Raw genomic sequence first — 22,358 nt, 5'->3', positions numbered from 1 at the left:
CATGGGTTTCAGCAAAGCTCTTGCAGCTGGGTTTGCGGCTGGGCAGCGACTGTGTGTGGGTATCGACCCACACCAGTTCCTGCTCGCCGACTGGAACCTGCCAGATTCTGCCCAGGGGGCAGAAACTTTTGGGCGTAAAGTGGTCGCCGCCGCGGCTGCTGCGCAGGTACTGGCACTAAAGCCGCAGATCGCGTTCTTCGAGCGTTTCGGCAGCGCCGGCTTCGTAGCCTTGGAGCGCATTTTTGCGGATGCGCGCGCCGCCGGCATTCCGATCATCGCGGATGTGAAACGCGGCGACATCGGATCCACCTTCACCGCATATGCGGCAGCCTGGCTCACTCCCGGCAGCCCGCTGGAGGCCGATGCCATGACCGCCGCAGCGTATCAGGGGTTTGGTTCGCTCGCTGGCGGGCTGGAATTGGCGCACCAGCACGATAAGGGAATTTTTGTGCTCGCCGCCACCAGCAACCCCGAAGCTGCTGCAACTCAGCAGGCTGTGCGGGCAGATGAGCAGACCGTGGCGGCCGCGGTGATTGCCGCGGTAGATGCGGAAAACGCCGCCCACTACGCACCGGTGGGGCGCATCGGGGTGGTTCTCGGAGCCACTGTGCAGCTTCCTGATTATGGCATCGACACCGGGCGACCGTTGCCGAGCAACAGTGTGCTGCCGATTCTGGCTCCCGGTTTTGGCGCGCAGGGCGCGCGGTTGCAAGATCTCAAGCGGCTATTCGGAGAGCTCAGCCAGGGCGTGATTCCGAACGAGTCGCGCGGCGTGCTGGCGGGTGATCCAGCGCAGCTTACCGCTCGTATCAAAGCGAAGTCTGAAGAGATAGCTGAGGTAATGTAATGCAAATGCCAGAGGTGGATCGCGTCGCCGCGAGTCGTGCCGCAGTGCAGGCGCGACAGGAGCGCGCGGAGCTGAAAGAAAAACTGCGCCGCGGGGAGCTGAGCGCCCTGAAACTGGTGGAGCTTGGCCGCGATGAGGAACATCCCGCAGCCCGGCTGCGGGTGAAAGAGATGCTGCTGATGTTGCCAGGCATTGGCGAGGTGAAAATGCGCCGCGTGCTGGAAGACCTCAAAATTTCCGAGAAAAAACGGCTCGGGGGGTTGGGCGGTAAGCAGCGTGCCCGCTTGGTTACCTGGCTGAACGCCCGCAACGGTGTCGCCGACAAGCCGCAGATTACGGTGCTGGCTGGCCCAACCGCTGTTGGTAAGGGCACAGTCGTGAGCTATCTGAAGCAGCATTACCCGCAGGTGCGGTTGTCGGTGTCTGCAACAACTCGCGCGCCGCGGCCTGGTGAAATTGACGGCGAACACTATTACTTCGTGTCGGATGCCGAATTTGACCGGATGCTAGCGCAGAACGAACTGCTGGAGTGGGCCACTGTGCACGGGGTGCATCGTTACGGCACACCGAAGCAGCCGCTGTTTGACGCGGCAGCAGCGGGCTATTTGGTGCTGTTAGAGATTGATCTGCAGGGCGCCAGGCAAGTGCGGGCTGCGGATCCGGCCGCCCAACTGGTGTTCTTAGCGCCTCCGAGCTGGGAGGAGTTAGTTTCACGCCTGACCGGGCGCGGCACCGAATCTCCTGATGAGCAGGAACGTCGTCTCAGCACTGCCAAGGTGGAGATGGCTGCTGCCTCCGAGTTTGATGTGGTTATCGTGAATGACGTGGTTGCCGATGCTGCTGAACAGCTGGTGCAGGTGATGCGAGGGCACAGCTGATGCGTGCTGCGCTGTTGTGGTATTTGCTGTTTCCTGGCGTTTTTGCAGCGGTGGTCTTTGCGCAGGATGTCGATCCGCTGCATTTAACGGGTAAGCAACTCCTGGGGATTGCTGTGGCCATCTGCGGCGCAGTGTTAATGAGCGTAGGCACCCAGTATCAGTCGCGTGGGTTGAATAAGGTTGAGCAGCTGACGCAGGAGAGTGCCGCAACCGGGCTGTCTGGTGCACACGTAAAAAGGCTTATGTCACGCCCCTCGTGGCTCAGCGGATCACTGATGCTCGCTCTGGCGGTGTGTCTGCAGATTGTAGCGTTGAGTTTAGCACCGCTGGTTGTGGTGCAGCCGTTGGGCGTGGTGGCGCTGGTTGTAACCGCGGTTTTGAACGCGAAAATGTCTGGTATAAGACTGCCAAAGCGGGTGCGTAGCGCGATTCTGTTGTGCGTTATCGGGGTTGTGGTGTTTGTGACGGTTGCGGCGTTCACCGCGCGTGACGTGCGAGTAAAAGATCAGCAGTTAATCACGATTCTGGCTATTTTCGCGGGCAGTGTTTTGCTTTTGATCGCGGCAATTTCTTTGCTTCGTAAAAAACCAAATCCACTTGTCTATGTTATTGGTGCAGGCATCCTATACGCTTTTGTCGCAACTCTCGCTAAAACTGTGATTTCTCGTTTCCAACAAGGAGATGTTGAAGTTCTCACCTGGATTGCGGTAGCTTGCCTGATTTTAGGTGCGGCGCTTGGCATGATTTATGTTCAAAATGCACATTCGTGTGGGCCTCCTGATTTAGTGATTGCGGGTTTAACAGTAATTGATCCGCTGGTGGCGGTGCTGATTGGTATTTTGGTGCTCGGAGAGGCCAGCAGTGCACCGTGGTGGGCGTTTGTGATGTTTGTGATTTCCGGTGCAGTAGCACTGTTTGGGGTGCTTACAATTTCTAAATTCCATCCACAAGTGGGTAAAAACTCCCTCGAGATCACTTAGATACGCTAAACTTTTTTTGGTGCACAGTTTAGCTGCGGCTTTACTGGCTCACACGGGGGGGTTAGCTCAGTCGGTTAGAGCAGCGGACTCATAATCCGCCGGTCGTGGGTTCAAGCCCCACACTCCCCACCGAAAACCCTTGAATTTCTGCGGAAGTTCGAGGGTTTTTCTGGTTTGAAACACAAATTGTGTGCTATGCTTCTTTGTATGACTAATCAAGTAAAGCGTAGCGGCCTGGTTCTGGCCGGCGGTATTATCGCAATTATTCGTGGTTTCTTGCAGTTCATCTCTAACATTGCTCAGGAGCTCCCAGCAGGGCTTGCATACCTGAAGTACATGGAGGTAATCGCAGCGGTAGCGCTGATCGCAATCGGCATTTTCGCTATCGTGAAGTCTGCATCTCCTAGCGCAGCCGGCATCATCCGGGGCCTGGGTATGGGTATCATTGCTTGGGCTATCATCAACAGTGTGGTCGGTTACCAGGCTCTCATGCCGCTGGGTGTAGACTTCAGCACTCTGGCTCCAGCAATGTTTGGTAGCTTCGTGCTGCTGACTCTAATCGGTGTTTTCTTCGTTGTTGGTTCAAACAAGCTGAAGCAGCAGGCATAAGTTAATATATCCCATTGTGACCCCGCACCTTTACAGGTGCGGGGTTCATTATTTTTGCCCAGCCTATGTTGCACTTTGTTACAGCTCAAGGTGCACCGTGCCTAAAAATTCTGCACACTAGAAGTAACTTCTAGTTCTGAAAGGATATGAACATCATGGCTATTAAAAAAATCGCATCTTGGGCTGCGGGTGCGGCTGCGGCTGCACTGCTGCTCACCGGCTGCACAAGTGATAACAACGCAGCTCCGGCAGACATCAAGACAGAAGCCACTGCTACCAATGAAACCGTAAAGATTGGTGTTGTGGGAGCAAGCGACCCTTACTGGGATACTTACACAGCTGCCGCAAAAGCTGAAGGCATCACTGTTGAAATCGTAGATTTTTCGGACTACAACCAGCCAAATCCGGCTCTAAGCGCGGGGGAGCTGCACCTTAATCAGTTCCAGCACATTGTTTATCTTGCTCAGCACAACGTAGCTAGCGGTGATGACCTCGTGCCCATCGGCTCCACCGCAATCTACCCACTGGCGCTGTTCTCTGAGAAGCACAAAGCAGTAACAGATATTCCGCAGGGTGCAACCATCGCTATCCCTGCTGATGAGTCTAACAGGGCGCGGGCACTGCTCGTACTGCAGCAGGCAGGCCTGTTGAAGCTGGAAAACGGCGGAACCATTTTCTCAACCCCGGATGACATCATAACCGCCGAGTCAAAGGTGAAAGTCACCGAGGTTGATGCCTCATTCACCGCGGCATCCATCAAAGACGTTGATGGCGCCATTGTTAACAACGACTTCGTAACCAAGGCCGGGTTGGAGTTTAGCGACGCGCTCTTTAGTGACAACCCAGAAGACGCTAGCGCTTTACCGTACGTTAACATCTTTGCCGCGAAAAAAGCAGACGCCACGAACCCTACCTACCTGAAACTGGTAGAGATTTTCCAAAACACCAAGGCCGTGCAGGATGGTCTACAAGAGGTTTCTGGTGGGAGCGCCGTGCTGCTGCAGACCCCGGTAGCTGATCTCACCGCGTCACTCGAAAAAGTGCAGGCAGACATCAAAGCAAATAACTAGGTCTATCGTGTGGGCAGGGCTTCGGGCTCTGCCCACAACTGCTTTAATATTATTTTCCTCTCGCAGTTAACAAAGGAGCATCGTGGCCGCGATCAGCATTTCGCACGTCACCAAAACTTACCCGGCAAGGCGTGGCGCAACACCGCTAACCGCCGTAGACGATGTCAGCATCGAGATTCCGGGCGGCACGATCCACGCCATCATCGGCTATTCTGGCGCCGGTAAATCAACATTGCTACGCCTTATCAACGGCTTAGAGCATGCCACGAGCGGTGAGATCCGCATTGGTGACAGCGCTAATCTGGTAACCCTCAGCGAACGCGAACTCCGTGTAATTCGCTCGCAGATTGGCATGATTTTTCAGCATTTCAATCTGTTTAACAGCAAAACCGTGGCCCAAAATGTCGAGTTTCCGCTGCGGGTTGCCGCTAAATACGGGCTGCAAATGTCTACGGCTGAGCGTAAGCAAAGAGTTGCACAGCTGCTAGAGTTTGTGGGGTTGGCCGATCGCGCCGCCGCGTATCCTGAGCAGCTTTCGGGCGGGCAAAAACAGCGTGTTGGCATTGCACGCGCGCTTGCCACAAACCCGCAGGTGCTGCTCGCAGATGAGGCCACGAGCGCACTCGACCCCGACACCAGCGCAGAGGTTTTGCGACTGCTGTCGCGTGTTAATCGGGAACTGGGCATTACGATCGTGTTAATCACGCACGAAATGGATGTGGTACGGGAAATCGCCGACACGGTGACCGTGATGGAGAACGGCAAAGTGGTAGAGCAGGGATCTGTGTTCGAGGTTTTCGCCACCCCCAAAGCGGCAGTAACCGCGAAGTTCGTCGCGACAGCGCTCCCTACGCAGCCAGACGCTGCGCGGATTCAGCGCCTTCTGGCAGAGGGCACCGGAAAACTTGTCACCCTCACCTTTAGTGATCAGAATGTGGATCAGCCGCTCGTGTTTCAGACTCTAGCGGATCGCGGGGTTGGCGTTAATATTGTGCACGGCGGTATTACTACCGTTGGCGGGCGCAGCTTTGGAAAATTAACTTTGCAGCTGTTGGGTGAGGAGCTGCGCGTGACGCACGCGGTAGCGGCATTGGGGCAGCATGTCGATTTGGAGGTGCTGGGATAATGACTGTGGTGACTCCGCTGTTTACTGACGGTGAGTTGAATGACCTGCTGCAATTTTTAAGCGACGGGAAATTTTTAACAGCCACTCTGGAAACGCTTCACTATGTTGCTTTGGCAATGCTCGGCGGCGGTATCCTCGGGTTGTTTATCGGGGTGCTGTTGACGGTTACACGCGCCGGGGCAGTGCTGCAAAACCGTCCAATTTATGCGCTGCTGAACTTTATCGTGAATTTTTTCCGCCCGATTCCATTTATCATTTTGATTGCGGTGCTGCAGCCCTTGGCGCGTGTTGTGGTGGGCACTGGCATCGGGGCTCCGGCTTTGATTTTTACCCTGATTTTCGCGTGCGCGTTCGGGATTGCGCGGCTTGTGGAGCAAAATCTACTGACAGTGCCGCCGGGCACGATTGAAGCCGCACGAGCGATGGGTGCAGGGCCACTGCGCATCATTTTTACGGTTTTAATTCCGGAAGCTCTGGGTCCGCTGGTGCTCGGCTATACCTTTGCGATTATCGCGGTGGTTGATATGACTGCGATGGCGGGGCTAATTGGTGGCGGCGGTCTTGGTAACTTTGCGCTGCAGTACGGTTACCGCCAGTTTAACCCGTGGGTCACCTGGGCAGCGGTGCTTATCGTGATAGCGATTGTGCAACTGGTGCAGCTGGCAGGCAACCTGCTCGCACGCAAACTGCTGCGCCGGTAAAAGCGCAGACACTCACGTGCTGCTATTTCGATGCTGGCAGGTTTTCAAAATACTAAAAATCGCTAACCTCAAACCCCGCAGACAAGGGGAGAGGTTAGCGATTTTAGGTTTGCTGATAAAGATCTGTAGTAAAGGGGTTAGACGCTGCGTACCGCAACCACAGCGTTGTGCCCACCAAACCCGAAGCTATTGCTGATTGCCAACTGCGGGCCGTCGCCGAGTGGCTGCGGTTCAGCGCTGATGCGCACCGGAATTTCAGGATCCTGCTGGCCGGTGTTAATCGTTGGCGGTGCTACACGGTTATGCACCGCGAGCACCGTGAATACTGCTTCTAGCGCACCGGTGCCGCCCAGTAGATGGCCGGTTGCACCCTTGGTTGCAGACACCGGAATTTCGTTGATGCGGTCACCAAAAACTTTCTGCAGCGCCGCATACTCTGCGATGTCGCCCACCGGGGTGCTGGTGGCGTGCGCATTAATGTGAGTCACCTCGGCGGCGGTTGCTCCTGCTTCCGCAAGCGCTAGCTCGACCGCGCGTGCTGCACCACGACCCTCAGGGTCGTTAGCGGTGATGTGATAAGAATCCGCAGTTATCCCGCCACCTGCGAGCTCCGCGTAAATTCGCGCACCACGGGCTTTAGCATGCTCTTCAGTTTCTAATACCAGCGCTGCAGCTCCCTCACCCATCACGAAACCATCACGGTCAGCGCTATAGGGGCGTGAAGCGGTGCTCGGATCATCGTTGCGACTTGACAGCGCCTTCATCGAGGCAAAAGCTGCAACGGTAATTGGGTGGATCGCGCTCTCCGTACCACCGGTGATAACCACGTCCGCAAGTCCGGCCTTGAGGTTCGCGATAGCATTAACCAGCGACTCTGTGCTCGAAGCACACGCGGATGCCACCGTATGAGCGTAGGCACGTGCCTCAAAGTGCATTGAAACCGCGGCTGCTGCAGCGTTTGGCATCAGCATCGGCACGGTCATCGGCATCACGCGACGTGGGCCTTTTTCACGCAGATCGTCCCAGGCGTTCAGCAGACTCCACACGCCGCCGATACCGGTCGCAAAATCTACACCGAGGCGTTCCGGCACCACCTCTGGGCTGCCGGCGTCTGCGAATGCTTCCATCGCCGCTACAACCGCGAACTGGCTGGCAGGATCCAGTCGCTTCGCCTGTGGTCGCGGTAAAACCTCGCTCGCAGGAACCAGGGCTTCGGCCGCAAAAGTGACCGGCAGGTCGTACTGCACAACCCAGTCATGCGGCAGTGTGCGCACACCGGATTTACCGGCAAGCAGCGCCTCCCAAGTGTCAGCTACGTTGCCGCCTAGCGGGGTAGACGCACCGATACCGGTAACTACAATCTTGGTCATTACTATCTCCTGGTTCTTTGAACGCAATGTAAGGAAAAAGTCTAAAATCAGGTTTAAATGTGGGGATCAGCGAAACAACGCTGATCCCCACAAGATTTGCGTAGCTTACGCGTTAACGATGAAGTTAACTGCGTCACCTACGGTCTTAAGGTTCTTTACTTCATCGTCTGGAATCTTTACGTCGAACTTTTCTTCAGCGTTAACCACGATGGTCATCATTGAAATTGAGTCGATATCGAGATCATCGGTAAATGACTTCTCCAGGCTTACAACCTCAGGTGCAATACCGGTTTCGTCGTTGATGAGCTCAGCCAGGCCGCTCAGTACCTCTTCAGTGGTCAGTGCCATTGTTTTCTCCTTAGTTTGAAACGGTTGTCTCAGTTAAAAGTTTAGTAGTTAATTACCGATGTGGAGCGCTTTACATATTAAACGCGTGGCATCCGCACAACCTGTGCCGCAAACACTAGTCCTGCTCCGAAACCAATTTGCAGGGCTAAGCCGCCGCCAGCCTCCGGATGCTCACGCAACAAGCGGTGCATTGCTAGCGGCACCGAGGCAGCAGAGGTGTTCCCGGTTTCAGCGATATCCCGTGCCACCAAAACACTTTCTGGCAACCCGAGCTGTTTCGCAAACTCGTCAATAATGCGCATATTTGCCTGGTGCGGCACAAATGCGGTGAGGTCCTCAGGCAGAATCCCGGCAGCATCCAAAGCCTGGCGTGCCACTTTCGCCATTTCCCACACCGCCCAGCGGAACACGCTCGGACCGTCCTGCCGAAGAGTCGGCCACTCGGCAGCACCATCACGGAATTCTAGCAGGGTGTGATTCATGCTCACTGCATCACCGCGGCTGCCGTCCGAACCCCAAACGGTTGCTGCAACTCCAGGTTCAGTTGTCGGGCCAAGCACAGCTGCGCCAGCACCGTCCCCAAGTAGGAAAGAGATGCTGCGATCTTCCGGGTGCACAATGTCAGAGAGTTTCTCAGCCCCAACTACCAGTGCGTAGTGTGCTTGCCCCGCTCGGATCAAAGCATCAGCCTGTGCAATTGCATAGCAATAGCCCGCACAGGCAGCGTTTGAGTCAAACGCCGCTGCAGGGTTTGCGCCGACCCGATCCGCCACAATCGCAGCGATTGACGGGGTCTGGCGCACATTGCTAATGGTTGCCACAATGACCAAATCAATCAGTTGTGGATCAATCCCGGCCTTTTCGATTGCTTCCGCAGCGGCAGTGGTTGCGAGGTCTACAGCCAGTGTGTCAGCGTTGGCGCGCATACGAGTGATAATTCCGGTGCGCTGGCGTATCCACTCATCAGAAGAGTTAATGGGCTCAATCAACGCAGAGTTTGGCACCGCATTTTCTCCGCGCGCTGCGCCCAGCGCGAGAATCTCACTGCCGGGTACACCAGCTTGCTGCACAAGTTTCACTGTCATTTTTACCTCACCGTCTCAGGTTGCTTAAGCGATTAATGCGGCTGCCGCAGCTGCCGCATCAGCTGGGGTGTCAATCTTGTGGCACGGCACGCCCTTCAAACCGCGGCGTGCCAGGCCAGCGAGAGCGCCACTCGGAGTAACCTCAACCAGAGCAGTGACATGGCCGGCAGCAAATGCTTCCATGCACAAATCCCAGCGTACCGGGCTTGCAACCTGGCGCACCAAAAGGTCAAGGTACTCGGCCCCGCTGCTCACTGTGCTGCCATCAGCGTTGGTGTAAATTTTGTGGGCCGGATCTTTGACCGTAAACTCACTGTGTATAGCCTGCAGCTGCTGCTGAGCAGCAGCCATTGCTGCAGTGTGGAAAGCGCCTGCAACCTGTAGCTGAATCACGCGGGTTCTCGCTGGCGGGTTAGCGACCAGTTCAGCAACGGCAGCGCTGGATCCACCGACCACAATCTGGCCGCCACCGTTGTAGTTTGCCGGGGTTAAGCCGAGGTCCGATAATTGCGGCTCAATCTCCGCTAGCTCACCGCCGAGCACCGCCGCCATTGAAGTGTCATGCGTCTGTGCGCACTCCTGCATTGCGCGGGAGCGTGCAGCTACAAAACGCATCGCAGTTGCCGCATCGAAAATGCCTGCACCGTAGGCAGCAGTGATTTCACCAACGGAGTGACCAGCGAATTGCAAGTCTGCAACCATTTCTGCAGCGCCTGCAGCAGTCAAGTTTGAGCGCAAGGCATCAATCGCGAGAATTCCAGAGGCAACAATTAAAGGCTGCGCGACTGCAGTGTCTTTAATGGTTTCGGCATCGCTCTCGGTGCCATGGCGCAGCAAATCGACACCGATTGCCGCAGACATCTCCGCCAGCCGCGCGCGATACTCAGGAACCTCAGCCCATGGGCTAAGAAATCCTGGTTTCTGAGACCCCTGACCGGGGCAGGTAATAACAATCACAACACTAGTTTGCCAGATGTATCATACTAACTTCGGAATTTAACGGCTATATTTTGCAGAGTTTTTTGTACATTTCATACAAGCGGCAGTGATTAGTCATTTTCCTTGGCACTATAAAGGTCTCCAAGCACCAAAGCAGTGCGCAGCATGAAAGCATCGCGAGGCTTTGCGGGGTTGCATTCGATAAGCTCGCTGATACGCTTTAACCGGTAGCGCACGGTGTTAGTGTGCACATATAAATCACGCGAGGTTTGTTCCAATGAGCTGCCGTTCAACAAATAGCTGCGCAGAGTCGCCAGCAGTTCACCATTCGCTCGGTGCAGTGGCAGGTAGATCGTTTCCAACAGGGTTTCACGCGCCAGCTCATCGCCAGAGATTGCTCGCTCCGGCAGCAGCGCGTCAGCAGCTGCAGGGTAGCTCACATCGCGCACCGCAGCAGCTACTGCCAGTGCCGCAAGTGCTGCTTTTGCGGAGTACTGTGCGTGCACAATCGAAGAAACAGTTGGGCCAAGAATCAATGGATCAGCGGTAAAGTGGTGTTTAACCCGCTGCGTGAGCGCATTAAAAACCTCGCTAGCTGCAGCAAGGCTCTGTTGCTGCAGCTGCCCGAAAACCAAAAGCAATCTGTTGCCCTGCACCCCAACCAGCACATCACAACCGTATTTACGAGTGGCTCGGCGCAGCTGCTCCAGATTTGCTTGTGGTGCAATGGTGCCCGCTAGCACTGCCACCGCACCGTTTCCTTTCCAGCCCAGCGCAGCGCTACGACTACGCACATCTCCAACTGCGGTGCCGGTGATGATTGAATCTACGATTAGCGCTTCCAGGCGGGTATCCCACAGGCCGCGAATCTCCGCCACCTTAGCGTAAACCTTGGCAGCTGCGAAAGCCAGTTCGCGAGAGAACTGCAGTGTAGCTTCTTTGAGTTCGGGGCTACGCTCCGCAACAGCTTCCTCTACGGTTGCCACCACCACCTGAGTGAGCTGTAGGGTTTGAAACAAGCTCAGCGCCTGTGACAGTTCGCGTGGTGCGGAGGCAAAAATTTCAGCGATTAGCGATTGCCGGCCAGCCGGGTCCTCACACCAATTAACGTAGGCCTGCAGGCCTCGGCGCACCACATCACCAATGATTTGGTGGCGTTTTTCCGGCATATTCGCCAGCCACGGAAACTCCGCGTCACAACGCTGTAGTGACAGTGCGGTGACCTCATGCATGACGGTTTTAAGCCATTTCAGATCTGCCGCAACTGTTTCATTTATTTGATTAGTTGTCACAGTTTTTCCTGTGTTCATTTTTCTTTGAGGGGGATTATTTAGGGGGATATGGTTACAGGGCGGACTCAGCCCGCCCTGTAACCTGTATTTTACTAGGAATCACCGCCAGCGCCGCCAGTTGAACCGGCAGCAATATCGTCGAGGCGGTACTTCTGATAGGCAGTGCGAGGAATATCGTAGCTAATTTGCCCCGCGGCTGCCAGCCGCTCCAGCACCTTCACAACCACATACTCGCGGTCAATACCGAAGTAGCGCCGGGCCGCTGCCCGGGTATCACTGAAGCCGAAACCGTCAGCACCAAGCACCGAGTAGTCGCCCGGAACGTACTTCCGAATTTGCTCCGGCACACCGGTCTCGAAATCGCTAACCGCAACGAATGGCCCCGTGGCATCCGCCAGCTTTTCAGTGACGTATGCCTGGCGGTTTTGCTCACCGATATTCTTAAAGGCAGCGGCATCTGCAGCGAGGCCATCACGGTACAGCTCTGACCAGCTGGTAACACTCCACACATCGGCGCTCACACCCCAGTCTTCGTGCAACAGCTGGGCGGCCTCTCGTGCCCATGGCACGGCAACACCGGAAGCTAGAATCTGTGCTTTTAGCTCCGCATCTGGGCCAACCTCAACACGGTGAATACCCTTCACAATGCCTTCAACATCAACATCGGCCGGCTCTGCTGGATGCACAATCGGTTCGTTGTAGACAGTGAGGTAGTAGAACACGTTCGGGTCGGGATGCTTGCCACCGTACATCCGCTCCATACCGGCGCGGATAATATGTCCAATCTCGTACCCGTATGCTGGGTCATAGCTGATAGCTGCAGGGTTGGTTGACGCCAGCAGCGGAGAGTGGCCATCGGCGTGCTGCAGCCCCTCACCGGTGAGCGTGGTACGCCCAGCTGTTGCGCCAATTACGAAACCACGCACCATTTGGTCGCCCGCCGCCCAGAAAGCGTCGCCCGTACGCTGGAACCCGAACATTGAGTAGAAGATGTAAACCGGAATCATCGGCTCGCCGTGAGTTGAGTATGAGGTGCCAACCGCGGTGAACGCCGCTGCAGCGCCCGCCTCGTTAATACCCACGTGCAAAATCGCGCCCTCTGAGCTCTCCTTGTAGGCGAGCAATAGGTTGCGGTCAACCGAGGTGTAGGTTTGCCCGTTTGGGTTGTAGATCTTGGATGTAGGGAAGTAGCTGTCCATCCCGAAGGTGCGTGCCTCGTCAGGAATAATCGGCACGATCCGCTTACCGTAATTCGGATCGCGCATCAGGTCTTTCAGCAGTCGCACAAACACCATAGTGGTTGCAGCCTGCTGGTTACCGGAGCCTTTCTTCGCGATGTCGTAGCGTTTAGCCTCGGGCAGCGCGAGATCCACATATTTTGCACTGCGGCTCGGGAGGTAGCCGCCGAGTTCACGACGCCGCTCTTTGATGTACTGGATTACATCGCTGTCTTCTGCTGGGCGGTAGTAAGGTGCCTCGTATGGATTTGCCTCCAGCTCAGCGTCAGAAACCGGAATATCCATGGTGTCGCGGAAGAGTTTGAGGTCTTCAAGCGACATTTTCTTCATCTGGTGGGTTGCGTTACGGGCCTCAAAGTGCGGCCCCAGGCCGTAACCCTTAATGGTGTGCGCCAGGATAACCGTTGGGCGGCCTTTATGCTCGGTTGCGGCCTTGAACGCTGCGTAAACTTTGCGGTAGTCGTGACCGCCACGCTGCAGCCCCCAAATCTGGTCGTCGCTGTAATTTTCAACGAGTTGCAGAGCGCGTGGATCGCGACCGAAGAAGTTCTGCCGCACATATGCACCGTTTTCTGCCTTGTAGGTCTGGAAGTCACCGTCTGGGGTAACGTTCATCAGCTTCAGCAGAGCACCGTCTTTGTCACGTGCCAGCAGGTCATCCCACTGCCGGCCCCAGATAACTTTGATGACGTTCCAACCGGCACCGCGGAAGAAGCTCTCCAGCTCCTGGATGATTTTGCCGTTACCGCGCACCGGACCGTCTAGCCGCTGCAGGTTGCAGTTGATTACGAAGGTGAGGTTATCAAGCCCCTCGTTTGCGGCAACCTGCAACTGTCCGCGGCTCTCTACCTCGTCAAGCTCACCGTCGCCGAGGAAGGCCCACACGTGCTGATCAGAGCAGTCTTTAATGCCGCGGTTGGTTAGATACTTGTTGAACTGTGCCTGATAGATGGCGTTGATTGGGCCGAGACCCATCGATACAGTCGGGAACTGCCAGAAGTCTGGCATCAATCGCGGGTGCGGGTAGCTTGGCAAACCGCCGCCCGGATGTGACACCTCCTGCCGGAAACCATCAAGATCAGCCGCGCTGAGACGACCCTCCAGGAAAGCGCGAGCGTAGATACCTGGGGAGGCGTGGCCCTGCACGAAAATCTGATCACCGCCGCCGGGATGCTCTTGCCCGCGGAAGAAGTGGTTAAACCCAACTTCATAAAGCGCAGCAGCCGAAGCATACGTGGAGATATGGCCGCCGACCTCAATACCGGGACGCTGCGCTCGATGTACCAGCATCGCCGCATTCCAGCGAATATATTTGCGGTATTTGCGCTCTAGCGCTTCGTCTCCTGGAAACTCTGGTTCATTCTGTGACGCGATAGTGTTCACGTAGTCCGTGGTTGGGATCTGTGGCACGTTCAGGTGCAGCTCGCGAGAGCGTGCCAAAAGACTGCTCATAACTTCCCGAGCACGGCCAGGACCGCGCTGCGCTACCAGGTCGTCAAGCGATTCACGCCAGTCTTGGGTTTCTTCCGGATCTGAGTCGGGACGGTCAGGTGCATATGGATCTTCAGTGTTAACTGCCATCTTCATCCTCTGCTGATACGCGCAATGCGCTACGGACACTCTGCTTTTGCAGACACGTTACTATCCTACTAGGTGACAGGCGGAGGGGGTGCGAGTTTTGCACAATACCTCTAAAATATCCTCAGCATGCATTTTTTACACAAGACCATGGTTAAAATCCGCGGGCGCGTTACAGCGGCACGCTCGGCGGCTGGATCCACCGCCCCAGATTTCTCACTCCCGGACATCAAAGGAGAGCTTTATCACCTGCGGACAGCTACAGCGCAACAGCCGCAGTTTCTCGTTTTCATCCCGAACGCATTCACTCCGGTGTGCGATGCGGAGGTGACAGAGCTGCTGCAACTCGCACCGAGCTTGGAGGCGCAGCTGGTGATTATTACCTGCGACAGTAAGCATACTTTACGATCATGGCTGCAAACCCAGCAGGATATTCCCGCCAATGTTGTGGTGGTCAGTGACTTCTGGCCGCACGGTAAAATTTCGCGCCGCTACGGTGCATTTAACGCGCAGACCGGAAGCAGCCTGCGCAAAACTTTGCTTGTCGATCAGCGGGGGCGGATCAGCGCCGTCTTTAGCGCCATCCCGGGGCAGCAACGGGATACCGCGAGCTACGAAAACACCCTCGCAGCCTTGCGACACGCCGAGGCCGGGGAGCCATTTGCGAGGGCTTAAAAAATGTTGTTATAGTTATTGAGTTGTCACCGACAACAACAGAAAAGTCGCAAGACAAGCGCCTGTAGCTCAGTTGGTTAGAGCACTTGGTTTACACCCAGGGGGTCGGGAGTTCGAGTCTCTCCGGGCGCACAGATAAAACCCGCCGCAAGCGGGTTTTTTGCTATTCCCGGGCATCTGCCGTTAGCAGCGGTGCCGCCCGCTGCGCTGACAGCCGCCAGGCTGTCCGCCTGCCTTAATCCATCCGACACGAAATAGCTTCAGGCAGGGCACGCCGGCATGCGATGCACGGCGCAAGGCCCCGTGTGTGACACAACGCGAGTGCGGCACGACTATCAAAATAGCCGCGCCGCACTCGGTCGCTTGATGGGTGTCAGCGCTGCTGGTCGCTGCTGTCTAGTTCAGCCCACGGCGGCGCAGCACCGCTGCCGGCTCCGGATCACGTCCGAGCACGGCCCGCACAGAATCCATCTCTGGACGAGAAGAACCCCGCCCAAGCAACTCACGGCGTACCTTTTCACCGGCGGCGCGGTTCAGACCACCGTCACCGTTCTCGGCGCCCACAGTGCGGAACCAGTGTTCGATCTCTGCAGCCACAACCTCTGCCCACACGTATGAGTAGTAGCCAGCGTCGTAGCCGCCGCCGAAAGTGTGGGTGAAGTAAGCAGAGCGATACCGCGGAGGAATCAAGTCGTAATCCATCCCAACCTGGCGCAGCGCATGCGCTTCAAACTCGGCAACGTCGTCTGGCACCTCAGTCGGAGTTAGTCGATGCCACAGCTGATCCACCAAAGCCGCTGACAGCTGCTCAGTGGTAGCGAAAGCCTGCCCGAAGGTTGCCGCATCAACCAGCTGCTGTACGGTCTCGGCAGGCAGTTTTTCACCGGTCTCATAGTGCACTGCGTAGTTAGCAACAACTTCTGGATGATACGCCCACATCTCGTTAAACTGGCTCGGCGCCTCCACAAAGTCGCGCGCCACGTTAGTGCCACAGGTCCAGCGGTACTGGGAGTCCGCGAACATCCCGTGCAGCGCATGCCCGAACTCATGGAACAGGGTGATGACATGATCCCAGGTCAGCAGGCACGGCTCACCCGACTGCGGCTCTGGATAGTTGCAGTTGTTCATGATCACCGGCAGGTTACCGTCGCGCTTGGCGCCCTCCACAATCGCGTGCATCCAGGCTCCGCCTGATTTTCCTTTGCGGCGGAAGAAGTCAGCCTGGAACAGCGCAATCGGGGTGCCGTCAGCTTCCTGAACCTCCCAGGTTTTGACGCTCGGCAGATATCCCTTCAGCTCCGGGAGCGGCACGAAACGAATCCCGTACAGTTTTTCAGCAGCAAAGAACAAGCCGCGCTCAACCACGCTGTTCAACTCAAAGTAAGGCGCTAATTCACTCTCATCAATACCCAGCTCGGCGCGGAGCTTAGCCTCGTAAAACAGCCAGTCAGCGGCTCGCAACTCACGCAAACCGTCAGCCGCAGCCAGCTGCTTAAAGCGCTCCGCCTCCTGTTTCGCGGCTGCTAAAGCCGAGCTGCTGACGCTGCGCAGTAGCTCCATAATGGCGTCAGAATCCTGCGCCATCCCGGCGGCAGCAACCGCCTGGGCGTGATATGGGTAGCCCAGCAGAGCAGCCCGCTCAGCACGCAGCTTCGCGATCCGCAAAATCAGCTCCCTGGTGTCGCTGCTCTCGTGCTCACCAAGACCGCGCGACAGTGATGCCGCCAAAACCTTTTCGCGAGACGCCTGCAGCTTGAGCTCCGCTTGCACCGGTTGATTGGTGTAGTTATCAAGCGGCAGCTTCCAGGTGCCGTCAGCCTGTTCGTAAGCCGCAAGTTGCTCAGCACTCAATCCCTCAAGCTCAGCAGCGTCGGTGAAAACCACCTCGTTGTCGCTCATCGCCAGAGTTGCGCGCTGCGAGAAGGCAATTTCTGCCTCGCTGATAGCCGCGTCGAGCTCCCGCAGTTTAGCCTTATCAGCGGCATCAAGCTTGATGCCGCCCTGCTCAAATTTCAGCAGCTCTGTTTTAATATAGTGTGCGGTTTCAGCGTCTGCGTCGCTTAAATCAATCGCAGCAAGTCGATTGTAGAGCCGCTCGTCGAGCCGGTAAGTGTTGTCGTGGGCGCTCAGCAGCGGGCCGATTTCAGCCTCTGCAGCCTCCAGCTCGGGGCCGCCGATGGAAGAAAACAGGGTGAAAGCGATGTTCAGAATCTCGCTCAGCTGGCGGCCAGCATCGTGCAACTCGTACACTGTGTTGGCGACGGTTGGCGCTGCCTCCTGGGTGGCGATGCGCTCCCAAGCGGCTTCGGTTGCGGCAATCGCAGTTTTAACAGCCGGAACGATGTGCTCCGGTTTAATCTGCTCCCACACAGGCAGTTGATAGGGGAGGGTGGATCGCGTCAGCAGTGGATTATTTACGTTTTCAGTCATGCGCACAATTTTACTCTTTTGCGCAACCGCAAATTTTCACCATTGTATCCGGTGGTTTTTGGTTATAGACTGATGGTGTTCAAAGATGATCCGTTTCATAAGGAGCGTAAAGTGGCGAAACAAAAACTAACCCTCAGTAACGCTACTGACACCGGCCATATTCACGTCGGCAAAGGCCTTAACAGCGCTGCGCTCGGCGTTGTCGGCTCTACAGTCATCGGTCTGGCATCAACCGCACCGTTGTACTCTCTGGCTGCAACGCTCGGCTACGTGATTCTGGCGGTTGGCGCGCAGGCTCCGGTGGTGTTTATTGTGGCTTGCATCCCCATGGTTTTTGCGGCTCTCGCGTATCAAGAGCTCAACCGGGAAATGCCCGACTGCGGCACCGCTTTCGTGTGGGGCGCGAAAGCTTTTGGGCCAATTATTGGGTGGATCGGCGGCTGGGCCGTGGCGGTGTCTGCCGTAATGGTGCTGGCGAACGTGGGAGAAATTTCCGGACAGTACTTCTGGCTGCTACTTGGTAATGAAGAGTTTGCCAGCAACCGCACAATCGTGGTCACAACCGCGGTGGTGTTTATTGCGTTGATGACGTTTATCTCCACCGTCGGGGTGCAAATCGGCGAAAAAATGCAGATGATTCTGATGGTTGTGCAGATTGGCGCCATGGTGGCTTTTGCGATTGCGGCTGTGGTGCACGCGGTGAGCGGATCCAACCCTGATTCTGTCGCTTTTGACTGGGCTTGGTTTGATATCACCCAGATCACTGAGTATGGCGGTTTTATTGAGGCGGTGCTGCTGGCCCTGTTCATTTACTGGGGTTGGGACACCTGTCTGGCACTGAACGAAGAAACGAAGAATCCGCGCACCGTGCCGGGCCGCGCCGCACTTTTGAGCATTGCGGTGCTGATCGTGCTATACGTGGGGGTGACTGTGGCGGCAATGATGTTTGCTGGCATGGGTGACAGCGGCACCGGGTTAACGGTAGAAGAAAACCTCGACGATGTTTTCAGTGTGCTCTCTGGGGCGTTGTTCGGCCCATGGGGCTGGTTCTTGATTCTGGCGGTGATGGTGTCTGCTGCTTCTTCCACACAGACCACGATTCTGCCAACTGCTCGCGGCACCCTGTCAATGGCGGTGTATCGGGCATTGCCGGCAAAGTTTGCGCTCCTGCACCCGAAGTTTAAGACGCCGTGGTTCTCGACCACGGTGATGGGCATCGCGGCGATTGCATACTATGTGGTGATGTCGATTGTGTCGCAGGATATTCTTGCCGATTCGCTGCTCTCGATGGGCTTGGCGATTGCCCTGTACTACACCATCGTGTGCTTCGCTTGCGTCTGGTACTACCGTGACACCCTGCGTGACAGCGCCCGCAACCTATGGATGCGCGGCATCTTCCCGACGCTGGGTGGCCTGATGCTTGGTTACGCTTTCGTGCAGAGCGCAATCGACATGATTGATCCGGAGTACGGCTACACCGTGTTCTTCGGCATTGGAGGTGTTTTTGTGATCGGTATCGGCGCGCTGGCGCTGGGGCTGGTAGTGATGGGGCTGTGGGCTCTTAACAAAGACGCTAAACCGTACTTCCGCGGTGAAAGCCTGAACCGCGACACCCCGGTGCTGGTGCCTGACGAGGGATAGCACTCTGCTGTTGCATTCGATGCTGACAACAGGATATAATTAAATCCTCAATCTCAGTAAACGTCTCCGTGTTAGAGGCGTCGAATGGTCCCTCCAATCGGAGATAATTTAACCGCCACTTGCTATTGCAGGTGGCGGTTTTGTTTCCTTATAATTCTGCTATGAGCAAAGCAGCGCAGTTGCAGTACAAAGTTGGTATTGATGTTGGCTTGAATTCTGTGGGTCTTGCGGCGATTGAGGTTGCCGACGATGGCACACCGTTAAAACTTCTTAACGCGGTTGTGTACACTCACGATTCTGGCGTTGACCCTGAGCAGGCTAAAAGTGCCACCAGCAGGCTTGCTGTTGCTGGAGTGGCGCGACGCGCTCGGCACCGGGTGCGGCGCCGTAAGAAGCGGTTAGCGCAGCTTGATGCTTTGCTAGAGTCAGCAGGCTATATGCTGGTGGATAACCACAGCAATAACGACCCGTACTGGCCGTGGAAGGTGCGCCAACGCCTGGCAACCGAGCAGGTTGATAAAGCCGAGCTGCTGCTACTGTTACCCGTTGCGCTGCGGCACATTGCGCGGCATCGCGGTTGGCGTAACCCTTATTCCTCCACTAAAACGCTGCAGCAGCCGGCGCCCTACAGCCAATTTTATGAAGCGATGCGGGAGCGGGTAAGCAAGGTAACTTTTCATGAGTTTGATGACAGTGCAACTCCAGCACAGATTGTGTGTGAAGCTCTAGTACCGAAGCTGGCACACACCATCGGGGTGATTCCTAACCCTGATAAAACGGCTGCAAAACAAAAAGCTTTTATCAACCAGTATCGCGTGCGCGGTGGTGACCTACACGGTAAGCTGCATCAGCAGGATCTCGCTAACGAGATTCATCAGATTGCTACCATGCAGCAGTTGCCAGCTGCTTTTGTGTTCGAGCTTATCTCCTGTGTCTTTGCGTCTGAGAGCCCGAAAGGCAAAGCGGCCGAGCGGGCTGGGAAAGATCACTTGCCGGGGCAAGAAAAACTCACCAGGGCACCGAAAGCGCATCCTGCTTTTCAGAAATTTAAGATTGTCAGCACCTTAGCTAATCTGCGGGTCGCCGAGCAGCCGCTGTCAGCCGCTGAGTTGCAAAAAGCCACGGATTTTCTGCTGGCGCAAACCGGGAAAGATGGTACAACTTGGGAGTTACTTGCCGATCACCTCGGTGTCAGCGTCGCGAGCCTTGGTGGTCTGGCATCCGCTGGTGCAGACGTGGAACACACCGGCAAAACACCGCCGCGCGATATCACTAGCGTGCGCATTTTGAATTCCAACCACAAGGCGTTAAAACCTGGTGGGCGAACGCAGATGAGCTACAACGTGCCGCGATGGTGAGCCAGCTTGCTAACTCAGAACAGCTGCCGCAGGAAGCTATCGGTGCTGAAGCGGTGACTGAGTTTTTGGAGGCATGTGATGATGACGAGCTGCAAAAACTGGAGTCGATTAGTCTCCCGGCTGGTCGCGCCGCTTACTCTGTAGATTCACTAGAAAAACTAACCGCGCAAATGCTTGCAACAGGCTGCGATCTGTTCACCGCGCGGCAGACACTTTTTAATGTTGAGCGCGATTGGCGGCCGCCAGCTGATCCGATTGGTGAGCCGGTTGGCAACCCCGCGGTAGATCGGGTTTTGAAAATAGTAAACCGCTGGCTGCTTGCTGCGGAGCGCCGCTGGGGCACCCCGGCAACCATTAATATTGAGCACGTGCGCACCGCGTTCGCGTCAGAGGCGAAAACCCGGGAGTACCTGAAGGAGTTAAAGCAGCGGGCAGAGCTCAACGAAAAGATTGTTGCCGAGATGGAGGCGCGGATTGGTGTGCAGCCGGGCGGCTCAAGCAGCTCTGTCACGCGCTGGCTGGCTCTCGCGCGGCAACGCAATTGCTGCCTTTACTGTGGCACGTTTATTGATTTCTTCACGGCAGAAATGGATCACATAGTGCCGCGCAAGGGGCCGGAATCAACAAACACCCGCGTTAATCTTGCTGCCGCTTGTAAAGAGTGCAACAAAGATAAATCTAACCGACCTTTTGCGGTCTGGGCAGAAGATACTGGCCGCCCCAATGTCAGCTACGCTGCTGTAGCTGAACGGGTCCGGAACCTCACACCTTACGACAACTTTGACGGTCGTGAGCTTAAACGTTTCAAACAGGAAGTGTTGTTGCGGCTCAAAAAACGCACTCCAGACGAGGCCATTGATTCTCGCTCTATAGCCTCTGTCGCATGGATGGCACGCGAGCTGGCTGCACGTATTAAATATCATTTCCGCTCTAAGCAAGAGATTACCGTCGGCACATACGCAGGGTCGATAACTGCAGATGCCCGCCGCGCGACAGGCTTTGAGGGCAAGGTGGAGCTAATCGGCGGCAAAGCAAAAACCCGGCTTGATCGCCGCCATCACGCGATGGATGCCGCAATTGTGGCACTGCTACGCCCGAGTGTCGCACAAACACTGGCGATCCGCTCTAATATGCGGCAGGCAGAGAATCTCAGTCAGCGTCACACTGGCAATTGGAAACAATTTGATGGTGCGGATCACGCCGCCCAAAAAATTTATGCCGTGTGGCGGCAGCACATGGAAGTCTTGCTAGGCCTTTTCAACGAAGCACTGCAAGCAGATAATGTTCCGGTAACCCAGAATTTGCGCTTGGGGCTGGGCAACAGCAAAGCACACGATGACACGGTGCGCCCGTTCTGCCCGAAAGGCAGCACGCCGAAACGTTTAGGGGATGCTTGGAGCGTTGAGGAGATTGATCGCGCGAGCACTCCGCAACTGTGGTTGGCGCTGACCCGACTGCCCGATTTTGATGCTAAAACCGGTTTGCCGGAAAATCTGCAGCGTGAGATTCGCGTCAAAAATCGGTGGTTTAGCGCACCAGATGTGATTAACATTTTCCCTAAGTCGATTGCCGCGATTGCGGTACGTGAGGGGTGGGCTGAGATTGGCAGCACAATCCACCACGCACGGCTGTATCGACTGGCACCAAAAAAGCCAGGCGGTAAACCCGAGTATGGTATGGTGCGGGTGTTTATGCAGGACCTGCTGCGTCACAGCAGCGAAGACCTGTTTACAGTGCCGCTGCCGCCGGAATCAATCAGTTTGCGGACAGCCCAGGCGAAGGTGCGTGAGCAGGTTTTGGCTGGCACAGCAGAGTATCTCACCTGGATTGTATCGGGCACCGAGCTGGCTTTCGACAGCAGCGCTTTTGAGTCGGGTAGTGGTGCCTTAAAAGACTTCTTAACCATTTTGCCCGAGACGAATACTTGGACAATTACTGGCTTTTACGATACCGCCCGCATCACAATCAAACCTCGACAATTGTCAGCGGAAGGACTCGAGAATCAAAACAACGCTTTACTCGCAAATAATCAAGCAGTGTGCCGCATTCTAGGAGTGAAGGGACTGCAAATATCATTGAATGTATTGCTGCAGCAAACCGTGGAGGTTATACACCGCAATGCTCTCGGTGAAAAACGCTACGGTGATGCTGCCTCAAATTCGCTGCCAACAACGGTGCAATTGAAAGCATGAG

Annotated in this window: 17 protein-coding genes, 2 tRNA genes and 1 pseudogene; 13 read left to right on the top strand and 7 right to left on the bottom strand. The window is 55.9% G+C overall.

Going from position 1 to position 22,358, the window contains the following annotated elements; genetic code table 11:
* Nucleotide 1: 1 nt before the first annotated feature.
* From pyrF to F5897_RS04245, 8 genes are all read left to right on the top strand, one after another.
* The gene (pyrF, locus tag F5897_RS04280) at nt 2–847 is read left to right on the top strand and encodes an orotidine-5'-phosphate decarboxylase (protein WP_183304598.1); all 846 of its coding nucleotides are present in this window, start codon (nt 2–4) and stop codon (nt 845–847) included.
* A complete protein-coding gene (gene gmk, locus F5897_RS04275) occupies nt 847–1,725 on the top strand; it encodes a guanylate kinase (RefSeq protein WP_183304597.1) in 879 nt (292 codons plus the stop codon). The genes pyrF and gmk overlap by 1 nt, the downstream gene beginning before the upstream one ends.
* A complete protein-coding gene (locus F5897_RS04270; protein ID WP_183304596.1) occupies nt 1,725–2,705 on the top strand; it encodes a DMT family transporter in 981 nt (326 codons plus the stop codon). The genes gmk and F5897_RS04270 overlap by 1 nt, the downstream gene beginning before the upstream one ends.
* Nucleotides 2,706–2,760: 55 nt before the next feature.
* Nucleotides 2,761–2,834 (top strand) — tRNA-Ile (locus tag F5897_RS04265).
* A 78-nt stretch (nt 2,835–2,912) separates the two neighbouring features.
* Nucleotides 2,913–3,314, top strand: a complete 402-nt coding sequence (locus F5897_RS04260) for a hypothetical protein (RefSeq protein WP_124824144.1) — start codon at nt 2,913–2,915, stop codon at nt 3,312–3,314.
* Nucleotides 3,315–3,469: 155 nt separating this feature from the next.
* Entirely contained in the window at nt 3,470–4,384 is a 915-nt protein-coding gene (locus tag F5897_RS04255) for a MetQ/NlpA family ABC transporter substrate-binding protein (RefSeq protein ID WP_183304595.1), read from the top strand.
* An 82-nt stretch (nt 4,385–4,466) separates the two neighbouring features.
* Nucleotides 4,467–5,510 (top strand): ATP-binding cassette domain-containing protein, encoded by a 1,044-nt coding sequence (locus tag F5897_RS04250; RefSeq protein WP_183304594.1) that lies wholly within the window; start codon nt 4,467–4,469, stop codon nt 5,508–5,510.
* Nucleotides 5,510–6,211, top strand: coding sequence for a methionine ABC transporter permease (locus tag F5897_RS04245; protein WP_183304593.1), 702 nt, complete (start codon nt 5,510–5,512; stop codon nt 6,209–6,211). The genes F5897_RS04250 and F5897_RS04245 overlap by 1 nt, the downstream gene beginning before the upstream one ends.
* Nucleotides 6,212–6,348: 137 nt before the next feature.
* On the opposite strand, the gene F5897_RS04240 is transcribed toward F5897_RS04245, so the two are convergent.
* From F5897_RS04240 to aceE, 6 genes are all read right to left on the bottom strand, one after another.
* On the bottom strand, nt 6,349–7,581 hold the full coding sequence (locus F5897_RS04240) for a beta-ketoacyl-[acyl-carrier-protein] synthase family protein (protein WP_221221289.1): 1,233 nt from the start codon (nt 7,579–7,581) through the stop codon (nt 6,349–6,351).
* A 105-nt stretch (nt 7,582–7,686) separates the two neighbouring features.
* Nucleotides 7,687–7,929, bottom strand: coding sequence for an acyl carrier protein (locus F5897_RS04235; RefSeq protein ID WP_124824140.1), 243 nt, complete (start codon nt 7,927–7,929; stop codon nt 7,687–7,689).
* 77 nt (nt 7,930–8,006) lie between these two features.
* Nucleotides 8,007–9,014, bottom strand: a complete 1,008-nt coding sequence (locus tag F5897_RS04230; RefSeq protein WP_183304592.1) for a beta-ketoacyl-ACP synthase III — start codon at nt 9,012–9,014, stop codon at nt 8,007–8,009.
* A gap of 24 nt (nt 9,015–9,038) precedes the next feature.
* Entirely contained in the window at nt 9,039–9,971 is a 933-nt protein-coding gene (locus F5897_RS04225) for an ACP S-malonyltransferase (RefSeq protein ID WP_124824138.1), read from the bottom strand.
* A 92-nt stretch (nt 9,972–10,063) separates the two neighbouring features.
* On the bottom strand, nt 10,064–11,245 hold the full coding sequence (locus F5897_RS04220; protein WP_343048795.1) for a PucR family transcriptional regulator: 1,182 nt from the start codon (nt 11,243–11,245) through the stop codon (nt 10,064–10,066).
* A gap of 92 nt (nt 11,246–11,337) precedes the next feature.
* A complete protein-coding gene (aceE, locus tag F5897_RS04215) occupies nt 11,338–14,064 on the bottom strand; it encodes a pyruvate dehydrogenase (acetyl-transferring), homodimeric type (protein WP_183304590.1) in 2,727 nt (908 codons plus the stop codon).
* Between the two features lie 126 nt (nt 14,065–14,190).
* On the opposite strand from aceE, the gene F5897_RS04210 reads away from it, so the two are divergent.
* Complete coding sequence (locus F5897_RS04210) at nt 14,191–14,736, top strand: redoxin domain-containing protein (protein ID WP_183304589.1); 546 nt, start codon at nt 14,191–14,193, stop codon at nt 14,734–14,736.
* A gap of 58 nt (nt 14,737–14,794) precedes the next feature.
* Nucleotides 14,795–14,868: transfer RNA gene (locus F5897_RS04205), tRNA-Val, on the top strand.
* Nucleotides 14,869–15,132: 264 nt separating this feature from the next.
* Here the strand turns inward: F5897_RS04205 and F5897_RS04200 are convergent.
* Nucleotides 15,133–17,166, bottom strand: coding sequence for a M3 family metallopeptidase (locus F5897_RS04200; RefSeq protein ID WP_183304588.1), 2,034 nt, complete (start codon nt 17,164–17,166; stop codon nt 15,133–15,135).
* Between the two features lie 111 nt (nt 17,167–17,277).
* Between F5897_RS04200 and F5897_RS04195 the strand changes: the two genes are divergently transcribed.
* From F5897_RS04195 to F5897_RS04185, 3 genes and pseudogenes are all read left to right on the top strand, one after another.
* Complete coding sequence (locus F5897_RS04195) at nt 17,278–18,807, top strand: amino acid permease (protein ID WP_233574302.1); 1,530 nt, start codon at nt 17,278–17,280, stop codon at nt 18,805–18,807.
* 161 nt (nt 18,808–18,968) lie between these two features.
* Nucleotides 18,969–20,353: pseudogene (locus tag F5897_RS04190) on the top strand (hypothetical protein); the annotation flags it as partial.
* A complete protein-coding gene (locus tag F5897_RS04185) occupies nt 20,336–22,357 on the top strand; it encodes an HNH endonuclease (protein WP_425485651.1) in 2,022 nt (673 codons plus the stop codon). The pseudogene F5897_RS04190 and the gene F5897_RS04185, both read left to right, overlap by 18 nt.
* The last annotated feature ends 1 nt before the right edge of the window (nt 22,358 follow it).

Origin of the sequence: Canibacter oris (assembly GCF_014197205.1) — a bacterium.
In the GTDB taxonomy this organism is placed as follows: Bacteria; Actinomycetota; Actinomycetes; order Actinomycetales; family Microbacteriaceae; genus Canibacter; species Canibacter oris.
Note: the sequence above shows the minus strand (reverse complement) of the source record. Positions and strands in the feature narration are given on the sequence as shown.